12 protein-coding genes are annotated in these 11034 nt (G+C 64.0%); 1 reads left to right on the top strand and 11 read right to left on the bottom strand.

Annotated elements, in window-relative coordinates; genetic code table 11:
• The coding region (locus tag SH809_20030; GenBank protein ID MDZ4702010.1) for a hypothetical protein at positions 1-345 on the top strand (345 nt) is incomplete at its 5' end.
• A 61-nt stretch (positions 346-406) separates the two neighbouring features.
• On the opposite strand, the gene SH809_20025 is transcribed toward SH809_20030, so the two are convergent.
• From SH809_20025 to SH809_19975, 11 genes are all read right to left on the bottom strand, one after another.
• On the bottom strand, positions 407-853 hold the full coding sequence (locus SH809_20025; GenBank protein ID MDZ4702009.1) for a ChbG/HpnK family deacetylase: 447 nt from the start codon (positions 851-853) through the stop codon (positions 407-409).
• Between the two features lie 79 nt (positions 854-932).
• Complete coding sequence (locus SH809_20020; protein MDZ4702008.1) at positions 933-3083, bottom strand: YCF48-related protein; 2151 nt, start codon at positions 3081-3083, stop codon at positions 933-935.
• A 7-nt stretch (positions 3084-3090) separates the two neighbouring features.
• A complete protein-coding gene (locus SH809_20015; GenBank protein MDZ4702007.1) occupies positions 3091-3666 on the bottom strand; it encodes a GNAT family N-acetyltransferase in 576 nt (191 codons plus the stop codon).
• Positions 3663-3932 carry a DUF2164 domain-containing protein gene (locus SH809_20010; GenBank protein ID MDZ4702006.1) on the bottom strand — a complete coding sequence of 90 codons (270 nt, stop codon included), beginning with the start codon at positions 3930-3932 and terminating at the stop codon, positions 3663-3665. The genes SH809_20015 and SH809_20010 overlap by 4 nt, the downstream gene beginning before the upstream one ends.
• Positions 3933-3945: 13 nt before the next feature.
• On the bottom strand, positions 3946-4884 hold the full coding sequence (locus tag SH809_20005; GenBank protein ID MDZ4702005.1) for a sugar phosphate isomerase/epimerase family protein: 939 nt from the start codon (positions 4882-4884) through the stop codon (positions 3946-3948).
• A 248-nt stretch (positions 4885-5132) separates the two neighbouring features.
• Positions 5133-5576 (bottom strand): hypothetical protein, encoded by a 444-nt coding sequence (locus SH809_20000; protein ID MDZ4702004.1) that lies wholly within the window; start codon positions 5574-5576, stop codon positions 5133-5135.
• Positions 5577-5615: 39 nt separating this feature from the next.
• Positions 5616-6245 (bottom strand): hypothetical protein, encoded by a 630-nt coding sequence (locus SH809_19995; GenBank protein ID MDZ4702003.1) that lies wholly within the window; start codon positions 6243-6245, stop codon positions 5616-5618.
• Positions 6246-6338: 93 nt separating this feature from the next.
• Positions 6339-8372 (bottom strand): hypothetical protein, encoded by a 2034-nt coding sequence (locus tag SH809_19990; GenBank protein MDZ4702002.1) that lies wholly within the window; start codon positions 8370-8372, stop codon positions 6339-6341.
• Positions 8373-8422: 50 nt separating this feature from the next.
• Positions 8423-9124, bottom strand: a complete 702-nt coding sequence (locus SH809_19985) for a DUF305 domain-containing protein (GenBank protein ID MDZ4702001.1) — start codon at positions 9122-9124, stop codon at positions 8423-8425.
• A gap of 128 nt (positions 9125-9252) precedes the next feature.
• Complete coding sequence (locus tag SH809_19980) at positions 9253-10692, bottom strand: glycoside hydrolase family 140 protein (protein ID MDZ4702000.1); 1440 nt, start codon at positions 10690-10692, stop codon at positions 9253-9255.
• An 86-nt stretch (positions 10693-10778) separates the two neighbouring features.
• A partial coding sequence (locus tag SH809_19975) for an HAD family hydrolase (protein MDZ4701999.1) occupies positions 10779-11034 on the bottom strand: 256 nt, incomplete at its 5' end.

The raw sequence follows: 11034 nt of genomic DNA, 5'->3' as shown, positions 1-11034 counted from the left end.
CTCCTGCACGTCGATCGGATCGTGGATGCCGGCTACGCCGCGTTGGGGTCTTTCCGCCTCTTCACGGCCGTGACGATGCTCTACTTCGCCGCCGCGATTACGTATGAGGAGCGACGAATCAACGCCGGCGTGGACGACGACCTCCTGCTAATGGCCAACGATCCGGGGCTAAGGGATATCATAACCCACTTTCATCGCCGATTGCGCGAAGCACCCGCGCTCGACAAGGCCGCCGTTGCAGCGATCGAGCGGGATATTCAAACCGCGATCGGTCCGTACAACACGGCCGGCCTTTTCGCGCCGGCGGTTCGGAACATGTATGCCTACACCGCGGCGGCGTTTTGATCGGGGGGATTCGAGTAGGAGTACGAGTACCGCTTCGCTGAGTACGAGGAGGATGAACCCCTCACAGGTCGTCGTACCCGATCAGATCGATGCCCAGGGCCTCGATCTTCTGGCGGATGCGGGGGTCGGTCCAGAGATCCGTGACGCCCTGTCGGTCGATGGCGACATCCTCATAGCCCGGGTAGTTTTTGTTCGGGCAGATCATGGGATAAAAGTAGCCGTCGGCGTCGCGGAGGCTTGGGGCCGGCGTCATGGGCCGCCACTTCACGTTATCCCACTCGCTCGTGATGGCGAGGTGGACGCCGATATCAAGATCGGGGTGGTCCGCCAGCATACGAACGGCCTCCGGAAACCACGGCGACGGCACGATGACCTCGACCGACGTGACGATGCCATCCGTGTAGGTTTTCATGATGGCCTCGTTGCCGGCGTGGGCGTAGCCCATGTCGTCGCCTCGGACGATGAGGCGCGGCGGCGGCTGGACGCAGGCGGTGAGGGTCAATAACACAGAGAGGAGTAAGGGGCGAGACGGGAGGTCATATGAGGGCGTGTTTAGATTCAAAAAAAGGCCAGGTAATCGCCATCGCTCACCGCATCAGCACCAGCCTCACCGTTTCACTCCCGCCGGCGCCGATCAGCCGCGCGAGGTAGAGGCCGTTGGCGAGATGGTGTGGCTCCCACGTGGCCACATGCTTTCCTGCGGGCAACACGCCATCCAGCAGTACCGCTACTTCACGGCCCAAGACGTCGTAGATGCGCAGCGAGACCGGGCCGGCGGTGGGGAGCACCACGCCGAGTGTCGTGCTGGCGCGGAATGGATTCGGGTATCCCGGTTCCAGGGTGAAGCCCGGGGTGAAATTCGGCCGTTCCTCGACACTCACCGGCACCGGCTCGCCGCCCGAGGTCGTCCGCAGGATGCTGCCGAATTCACCGACGATCGTCCCGGTGTCGGCATCAGTAAACGAGATGCCGCGGAGTGTTTGCGAGGTGCGGCTCACCTGTTTCACCCACGTCTGCCCCCCGTCGGTGGTGCGAAGCAGCGTCCCGAACCGGCCGACGGCGGTGCCGTGCTGGAGGTCGGTGAACTGGATGCGATAGAGGGAATTCGTCGTGCCGCTCACCTGGGGCCCCCAGGTGGCGCCCCCGTCTTCGGTGCGGATGATGGTTCCGTTTTCGCCGGCGGCCCAGCCGTTGTTCGCATCCACGAACGATACGGCATTCAAAAACCAGGTCACGCCGCTATCCTGGGGCGTCCAGGTGGCCCCGCCGTCGGTCGTGCGCAGGATCGTCCCTTTTTGCGAGACGGAGACGCCGACGGCGGTGCCTACATTCGTGTCGACAAAATCCACCCCGTACAGCGTCTGTATGATGCCGCTCGACTGCGGGGTCCAGGCGGCGCCGCCGTTTGTAGTGCGGAGGATGGTGCCGCCGGTGCCGACGATCGTGCCGGTGTTCGCGTCGGTGAAGTCGACATCCTGGAACTGGATGAGGGTGAGGCCGCTCTGTTGAAAGGTCCAGGTAGCCCCGCCGTCGGTGGTCCGATAGATGGCGCCGCTCTGGCCGACGGCCGTGCCTGTAGAGGCGTCGACGAAGGAGACGGCGAACAGGTTGGCTACCGTGAAACCGGAGTGCGGCGTCCAGGTGGTCCCGTCGTCGCTTGTGCGGAGGACCCGACCGCCTGTACCGACCACCACGCCCGTGTTGGCGTCCGTAAAAAAGACGTCGTGGTACATGTCGTATGGGCCGGCCGACAGCTCCGTCCAGCTCACGCCGCCGTCGGTTGTGCGCGCCGTGGTACCCAGGCCGCCCACGGCCAGGGCGGACCCGGCCCCGTCAAACACCACATCGTATAGCGACTGGATGGCGCAGTTGCCGGCCGGTATCGTCCAGGTCGCCCCGCCGTCGGTCGTGCGCATCGTATTGCCGCACACGATGCCCCCGCCGACGGCGATGCCATTCAGCGCATCGGAGAAACGTACGGCGTTTATGACGCCGGTTGTGCCGCTCGTTTGCGCCGTCCAAGTGGCGCCCCCGTCGGTGGTGCGTCGGATGACGCCGGAGAAGCCCGCGACGGTGCCCGTGCTGGCGTCGGTGAATTCCACGGCCACCAGCGAGGCCATCGTATTGCTTTGCTGGGAGGTCCAGCTCGTTCCGCCATCCACCGTCCGAAAGATGGCGCCCCCCGTCCCCACCACGGTCCCGACCGAGGCATTTACAAAGTCGACGCCATTGATCGTACTGTTAAAGCCGCTGACCTGAGCGCTCCAGGTATCACCGCCATCTTCCGTTCGGATGATAGTACCGCTCGAGCCCACGGCGACCGCCGTGGATGCATCGATCATGACAACCCGATTGAGGATGATGAACGGCTGCCCGCTATCCTCCGCTTCCCAGGTGAATCCTCCATCACTTGTGCGGAGGAGCGTGCCGAAGACGTCAACGGCGAGGCCATGGTCCGAATCGGCAAACGAGACGCCGCGAAGCGAGGCCGTGGTGCCGCTATCGATCTCTGTCCAGCTCACGCCGGCGTCGGTCGTTCGGAGAATCGCCCCGAAAGCGCCGACGGCCACCGCCGTATTCCCGCCGAGGGAAGCTACCGCGAAGAGATCGCTGCCCTGTGGATTCGGGTTCTGCCACTGCCAGCCGTATTGCGCGAATGCGGAAGCCGGAGTGGAGCAGAGGATGATCAGTAGAAGGAAAAACCCTGGAATACCGCGTCGCGCTCTGGTCGATTTCATTTCCGTGCTAGTATTGGGTTAGTAAAATGGTAGAGGTTGCGTCAACGTCATTGTTCGTCGTGAGCCTCCGATACATGATCGTCGTATCGTTCATCGAACCATCCGGGTTCAGTGCGAAATCCGGCACGACACCCACCACCTGGTAGCCCAGGGAACGGTAGAAATGTTCGGGTGGATCGCCGCTGCGTGTGTTGAGCAGGAGGAGCGTCCGGCCCAGCGCCAGCGCCTGGCGCTCAATGTCTACCATCAACCGTCGGCCGAGGCCGGCGCGTCGGTAATCGCGGTGCACGAGCAACCGTTGCACCTCGGCGCGATGCGGAGCGTTTTCTTGCGTTGCCATCACGAGTTGCACCGACCCGAGGATCATCCCATCGCGCGAGGCGACCAGCGCCAGCCGCCGGCCGGCGGCGCACTCGGCCAGTACTTCCGTCCAGTAATCCCTCAGCGTTTCGTCTTTCGACTCCGAGAGAAACCCCACCGAGGCGCCGTCGTCGATGGCGTCGCGGAGCAGGAAGGTCAGCCCCTCGAGTGGTGGATCGCTGGCCGGCGTGAGCGTATCGATCCGCTGAATTGAGACATTCACCGTTTACGCCGGCCGGCGCGCTTCCGCCAGTAGCCGAACGGCTCCTCGTGAAGGTCGCTATCGATCTCGGCGAGCCGGGCGTGAAGCCGCTCCTGCACGTCGGCCACGGCCTGGTTGTAGATTGAGGGGCCGATCTCCTCCAGAATGTAGTCCAGCAGCGCACCGGCGGCCAGGCCCCCCATCGGTTGATCCAGATTTTCCTCCGCGTACCGCTGGATGGAAGCGACGGCGTCGTTGCGGTCTGCTTCGGCTAATGTGATGGCCATGTCGCGTCCTCAATCAGGCAAACGCGGAACGAAGCAACTCCAGGCTCTTCGGGATAGCCGTCGCGGCGTCTTCGTTGCCCTCGAATTCGAGGGAGATGTAGCCATTGTAGGCGTGTTTTTTCAAGATGCCCGCGATCCGCGGGTAGTCGAGCTCCAGCGTGTACCACTTCCCGCCGCCGTAATACGTCTTGGCCTGGACGAGGACGGTCCGGGGCGCCAGCTGTTCGAGTTGGTCGTAGGGATCTTCGAGGAAGTTGCCGGTATCCATGGTAACCTGGAGCCAGGGCGAGTCGATAGCCTCGACGATACGCATTACCCCCTCGGCGGTCCGACCGAGTCCCCAGTGGTTTTCGAGGCCGATCAACACGCCGCACGCCTCGGCGGTCGGCAGGCATTTTTCGATGGCGTCGATCACCCAGCCAAAGCCCTGTTCTTCTGTGTAGCCTTCCAATACAGGCTCGATCCCCCTGTTCGCCATGAGGGCGTCAAACGAGGCCGATGTGCCCCAGCGACCGGTGTTGAGGCGCATCGTCGGGATGCCCAGTTTATAGGCTAACTCGATCTGATGGATGGTTTTGTCGATCTCCTCCTGCCGTTTGGCGGCGTCCGGGTAGACGAAGCCCTGGTGGGTGGAGAAGCCCATCAGATCCAGCCCGTGCGTAAACGCGCGCCGTTTGATGTTCTGGAGATAGCCGTTGTCCTCCGACGCCATCTGCATGAGCAGCAGCTCGACGCCGTCGAACCCCATCTCGGCCGCCTGGTCGATGCAGGATTCGATCGGGGTGTCTTCCTTCGGGCCGTTGAATCGCCAGAACGAATAGGTGGAGACGCCGAAGCGGGTGCGACGGGGCGCAGGTGAGGCTAATCCGGCGGAAACCGCCGGCGCGATCGGTGCGACGACAGCGGCGCCGGCGAGGGCGGCGGTCTGGAGGAACTGGCGGCGAGAGGACATGGGGATCAAGGGAAAAGGGAAAAGGGAAAAGGGAAAAGGGAAAAGTGGCGGGAAGTGATGGTGGGTGGGTAGTGGCTACATTCTGCCACTCGTCATCCCCGCGAAAGCGGGGAACCATACAACCAACGAGTCTTGCATGGATTACTCCGTAAGTCAGGCTGGCAAGCCAGCCTTCGTTTCCCAATCACGCCGGGGATGACGAACACACGCAAATCTGCTACTCCTGGAGGTGGTATGCAAGCAGGATCCTATGCTTCCAGCTCAAAGGACCCCAGCGGGGCGACGACACCGTTGAGCATGGCCTCGATGCGATGGAGGCCCGGGTAGTGTTTCCGGGTGGTGCGCTGGACCAGTGAAAGGGACTTGCTCAGCAGCGCCGAATCACCTGGAGCGAGTTCAACCGTCGTAAGCTTGAAGACTTTGGGACTTGTACGGCCATTCGCTTTGACGAAAAGCACGGCGAAGTCGACCAACACGCGTTGGGGTATCTGGCCCGTGTTCGCAAGTTCGAAGGTGAGGGTAACGGAGTCGCCGACGGCGACACGTTCCGGCGAAATGCGGGCATTCCGAACGATGAGGGCGTCGCCGCCGGCAAACCCCAGCACCGCCAGCGCCTCAGGATCGCCGCGTTTCACGGCTGAACGCAGAGCGTGGCGAACGAGCCACTGCCGGTCCGCCGGGGCGTTGTCCATCCATCGGCGGGCGAGGTCGACGAGCAGCGCGGGGTGATCCTATCCGATATCGTTCAGGTTATTCGCCACCGAGCGGCGCACATACAGCTCCGGGTCGTCCTTCAGCAATTCGAGCAGTTCGATGACGGGCGATGGATCCCGCTGAAACGCGCGCAGCCGCGAGGCCCAGGGCAACAAGGGCCGGGTGCCTTCCGAGACGAGCCGGCGGACGTGTGGGCTCGGATCATCCACCCACTGCCGTAACCGGGCGAGCGTGGCCTCGGGATGGTGCTCCAGATAGGCCCGGATGCTGTATTCAGCCGAGAACCGCTGGGTGATTTCGTACTGGGCGCGCATCGACGGCTCGAAATGATCCACCCCGTAATCCATCACAAAAAACACATGGGGGAGATACAGAAACGGCGCCATCCCAAACGATTCGGTGCCCTCGAGTTTCGGACCGAGTGAGGCGATGAGGAGGTCGATCGCGGCGGGGTATTCATCCGGCAGGTGCCGGCGCAGGGCCTTGGCGATGTGGCGCCCCCGCGGCAGCAGTTCGAGCGCCTCGTAGCCATCGAGTGCGCTCTGTAAAAAGCCCTCCCGATCGAAGGCGGGGTACACCGGGGCGATCATGCCGGCGATCTTCCGCGGGATCTCGGGGCCGTACTGGTTTTTGAGGGGTTCAGCCATGGGTGACGTATCGGGCGCCGGAAAAAAAGCGGGCCGGGAGCGTTCGAATGACGCGACACCCCCGGCCCGCTACTTCCCGTTTATTCAAGCCGCTTACTTCGCCAGGTCGCGCACCGAGCCGGCGAGCATCCGCACTTTCGCGGCGTCGCTGGAGGCGCCGGCTTCGCGGTCGAGTTCGGTCGCGAGCGTCGTCAGTGCCGTATTCCGAGCGGAGCCCGAGGCGCGTTCGGCGCCGGCGAGGGCCGTGCGGACGGCCGCAATGCGGGCAGCGGCGAGGCCTTTCGAGCGTTCGAGCTGGTCGACATAGGCGCGGGAGAGGGAGAACGTAGCCGGCCAGGTGTATTTCGGCTGGCCCTGGGCGTTCAGGTAGTCCAGCTTCACCGTATTAGCGGCGGCGATCTCATTTTCCGACAGGTGCGCGCTCGGCGTGATCTCGAAGATATCCAGGCCGCGGGCGATTTCGGAGCTGACGATGAGGCCGTTGTACCAGTAGACCGACCAGCTGCCGCCCATATCCATCCGTTCGGGGTTGAGGGGGCCGCGGTCGTGGTAGGCGATCTCGACCGTGTTGGCTGGATCCGTCCAGTCGAAGATCGAGATGCCGCCCTGGTACCACGCCTGGACCATGATGTCGCGACCCGGGATCGGGATCAGCGAGCCGTTGTGGGCGACGCAGTTTTCCTCGGGCGTCTGGGCGGCCGAGAGCTTGTAGTAGCTCTGGAAGACCATCTGGCCGTTTTCGATCGTGAAGTTGGCGTTCGCGCCCCACTCCTTCGGGTCGGTAGCGCGGCACTTCGGCGCGCCGCCGCCGCCCCATTCGTCGGTGAACAGGACTTTGGAGCCGTCGTTGTTAAACGTGGCCGAGTGCCAGTAGGAGAAGTTCGAGTCGGCCACGGCACTGAGGCGGATGGGGTTGATGGGGTCCTTGATATCCAGCAGGAGCCCATACCCTTCGCACGCGCCGCCGGCCAGGCCGATTTCCGGGTAGAGCGTGATGTCGTGGCACTGCGTCGGACCCGGTTGGGGGCCGTCGCTTTCGGCTTCGTCCGGAACGCCGAAGCGTTGGCGGACGAGGGCCGGCAGCGCCTCGCGGAAGGCCGCGCTATCGGCGGCCGTGGCGACGCTGCCGCCACGTGCTTTCACGAATTCGTCCAGCATGGGCCCCACGAACCGGGGGGGCAGCACGCGCGGCTGGCCCATGAGGTCTACGATAAAGGCCCCGGCAGCGCGGGCCTGCTCGATTTCGGCGAGGTCATCCGGCGCGAGGCCGTGTTCGGGCGGGGCGACGAGGTCTTCAAAAATGCGGGGGGAGCTGACGATAGCGGACAACTCGGGGTTCGCCAGAGGCACCTTGATGACTTCAATGCGGAAAAGGGCCGAATTGGGATCATCCGCCGGCATGGCGTCCGAGCATCCCGGCACTTCTTCCGCCGGCCGAACCGGAGCCGAGCCAGAGACATACACGTAGACGTTGGCGTCGTCGCCCGGGTGTTTCAGGACCGAGTGCGTGTGCGAGCCGCGGCAGGTCTGCACGTTGGCCACGTACTTCAGGTTATAGATGTCCGATATATCGAAGATGCGGATGCCGCGGAGGCGGATGGGGCTGACGGCCTCCTGGACGCCTTCCGCGCTACAGTCGAGCCGGCCGCTGAGGCCTTCGCCCGAGACGAACATCAGATTGCCGTAGACCGACACGTCGCTCTGGGACGCGGGGCAGACGTACTCTTTCGCGAGGGTCGGCTTCGCGGGGTTCGAGATATCCCATATCTGGACGCCGTTGTAGTTGCCCTGGAAGGCGTAGTTGCCCTGAAACGCGAGGTCCGAGTTGAACACGCCGACAAACGCCGGCGGCGGCGGCGTCGCCGAAAGGAGGCGCATATTCCAGATGGCCTCGCCGGCATCGAACAGGCCGGCTTTGAGGCCGACACGCGGATCCGGGCTGGGCGGCGCGGCGGGCGCCATGGCCACGGCCGGAGCGGCGGCCGGCATCGCCGGAGCCGCGTCCTGCATGATGGGTTTGGAGGCGCAGGCGGAAATCCCGAGGGCCGCCGCGACGAGCATCAGCGTCCAGAGATACGAGCGCAGCATTCCTGAGGCGCCCTTGTATAGGGTAGATATTCCTTTCATTGTAGATTCCTTGGTTGGGAGAACGGAGAATAGTCGGTGGCTCAAGAGGCTCAGGGCGCTTTGCCGGCTTCGGTCAGGGCGTCGAGCATCTTTTTCATGCGCGCGATTTCGGTAATCTGGTCGACGTTGATGTCCGACGCGATCTTAAACGAAGCCTCATCCTGGCCGGCGCCGTCGGCCGCGAACAGGTCGTCCACCATGGTGATGGCCCCGCTATGGTGCTGGATCATGTAGGTAAGGAACAGCCGGTCGAACTCGGCTCCGCGAGCAGCCTCCAGCTCCTGGAGCTGGGCGTCGGTGAGCATGCCAGGCATGTGGGCATGGGCCGAGTGGTCGCCGGCGCCATGGACCATGAGGGTCGTGCCCGAAATATGCACCTCGGGGACGGGCTGATCGCGGTCGCGGAGCCACGTCTGCATCAGGGCGATCTCGTCCTTCTGGGCGTTGATGATGCGGGCCGCCAGGACCTGAACGGTGGGATTGGCGCCATTCGTCGGCGCCAGGGCAGACATGATGAGGGCCTGGGCGTGGTGCCCGATCATGCCCGTCATAAAGTTGACATCGGCCTGGACGAAGCGGGTGCGGGCGCCCTCGAGGCGCGCCTGGTAGAGCGCCTCCAACTCGGCGGTCGACGGAGAGGCCGCGGCGGGCGGCGGGGTTTCGGTGGTCATCGGGCCGGTGGTGCCGCAGGCCGAGGTAGCGAAAAGCGCCAGCAACGCGGCGACATTCCCGTATCGAATAAGTCGTACCATAAAGCTCTCGGTAGGGTAGGGTGTCGTCGCCAGCGGGCGGCGGCGATCTGGAAAGATAGGAAACGCCGGCTAATTGCTGTAGTCCCTCACGCAATTCACTCAAAGATTGTCACATCCTTTGTGATCGTTCATCCCCCTCGCGTCCCGGGCGCTGGATACCCTTTTGCGGCATCGTCGAGCACCAGGACCCAGTCCAGCAGCTCGCCCGGAGCCGGCGTCTCGAACACCCGTTCGCCCCGGTTTTCGAATGTGCCGATCGATGTCGCCTCGCCGTTGCGTGGGTTGTACCACCAGGCCTGCACCTTCTCTCCCTTGATCACATCCATCCGAACGCTAAATGGCCGGCCCACCGGGGCATACACCATGGCGTAGGTACCTTCCTCATCCCGCGTCGCCACGAACCGGTAGACACCCTCGCCGGGCATGTTGGTTGGAATCGCGGAGGCGACGACGATGGCGTCATCCGGAACCCGCGTGAGCATCGGGCGCGACTCGATCAGCCACCGGCCGTACTGCATCTGACGTGCGCCGGGCTGCTCGATGGCTTCGTGCCAGGGCATGAGCGGGTTGTTGATGGGCTCTCGGCCGGGGGCCCACATCTGCCAGACGGCGTGGTTGCCGTATGTGTGCCCGAAGGCACCGGAAAACAGATTCCAGTACAACGGCCGGCGCACGTCGGCGGCGATCGAATGGCCGCGCTCCTTCGCGTTGAAGGACACGGGGTGGTCCTCGTAGATCGGCTCGCCGTCCATGACCGGTTGTGTGGGCGAGCGATCGTAGTCTTCGCGCGTCGTTGCGTACCGCCCGGTGAACTCCAGCACGTGCCCGTTCTGGCGCATATTGAAATCGAGCCAGGGGCTGTCGTGGAAATACAGCGACGACCCCGATCCCCCGGTGGGGTGGAAGGTGATGAGGTGCGTGCCGCCGTCCCCCGCGCGCAGCCCGAGTGCCATGCGCTCGACGATAGCGCGCTGAGTGTCCGACTCGATGGGTCGGTCTCCGCCCACGATCCAGATCACACTGGCGTCCCGGTACCGCTCCCCCACCCATCGACCAAATACCTCCGCGTTTTCGGGGGTAAAGATCTCCGGCCCGACGCCCCATTTCTTATTCCACTTATCCCCCCAGGTGGGCAAAAAGCCAACCACGAGGCCGAGCGCATTGGCTTTGCGGACAATGTAGTCGACGTGGTCCCAGTAGTCGTTTGCCGGTCCGTCCTGTACATCGGGTCGCGTGGGGTCCAGGTCGATCAGCGGCCGGTGGCCGGTGGGGTTCGGGTCGTTCAGCCCGTCCAGCTCCGCCAGGGCGACAACCTGGACGACCGTATATCCGGCCGATGCCCGGTTTTCGAGGTAGCGATCGGCTTCTTCACGCGTTAGGCGGTGGAACAGCTCCCACGCTGTGTCGCCGAGGTAGAAAAAGGGTTGCCCATCGGCCGTGACCAGATGCCGGCGGTTTTCGCTCACGCGGAGGGATGTTGGGGCGGGCTGGGAGGCGCTGTCATGGAGGACCGGCAGGAGCGTCACCATCAGGGCGAGCATCGGCCAGAGTCGTGCGGGGGAAGTCATCAGGATCAATGGATACGTTTCTAGCGGAGAGAATCCGCAAGATAGGACTTTCCAGGGGATCGTAAAGGTGTGCCCGCGTGATCGAATCAGCCTCCCAACAGCCATTCACGAATTTCAGCGAACCCGGAGGCGATGTGGACCGCGCCGGCGGCCCGCAAGGCGGCGGCGTCGAACGACGTGGTGATGGCGATGACCTGGCAGCCGGCGGCCAGCGCGGAGCGGACGCCGTTGGTCGAGTCCTCGAACACCACACAACGCGATGGATCGACATGGAGGCGCTCGGCCGTCACGAGGTACGGCTGGGGGTCGGGCTTGGGGCGGGTGATGTCATCGGATGTGATG

The organism is Rhodothermales bacterium (assembly GCA_034439735.1).
Lineage (GTDB): Bacteria > Bacteroidota > Rhodothermia > Rhodothermales > JAHQVL01 > JAWKNW01.
This window is presented reverse-complemented; position numbering and strand designations above follow the sequence as displayed.

What these genes read in the sequence shown, in the direction of transcription:
- SH809_19985 (MDZ4702001.1), bottom strand. Translation starts at nt 9,124, where the DNA reads ATGGTACGACTTATTCGATACGGGAATGTCGCCGCGTTGCTGGCGCTT.
- SH809_20010 (MDZ4702006.1), bottom strand. Translation starts at nt 3,932, where the DNA reads ATGGCCATCACATTAGCCGAAGCAGACCGCAACGACGCCGTCGCTTCC.
- SH809_20000 (MDZ4702004.1), bottom strand. Translation starts at nt 5,576, where the DNA reads ATGGACAACGCCCCGGCGGACCGGCAGTGGCTCGTTCGCCACGCTCTG.
- SH809_20020 (MDZ4702008.1), bottom strand. Translation starts at nt 3,083, where the DNA reads ATGAAATCGACCAGAGCGCGACGCGGTATTCCAGGGTTTTTCCTTCTA.
- SH809_19995 (MDZ4702003.1), bottom strand. Translation starts at nt 6,245, where the DNA reads ATGGCTGAACCCCTCAAAAACCAGTACGGCCCCGAGATCCCGCGGAAG.
- SH809_20005 (MDZ4702005.1), bottom strand. Translation starts at nt 4,884, where the DNA reads ATGTCCTCTCGCCGCCAGTTCCTCCAGACCGCCGCCCTCGCCGGCGCC.
- SH809_19980 (MDZ4702000.1), bottom strand. Translation starts at nt 10,692, where the DNA reads ATGACTTCCCCCGCACGACTCTGGCCGATGCTCGCCCTGATGGTGACG.
- SH809_19990 (MDZ4702002.1), bottom strand. Translation starts at nt 8,372, where the DNA reads ATGAAAGGAATATCTACCCTATACAAGGGCGCCTCAGGAATGCTGCGC.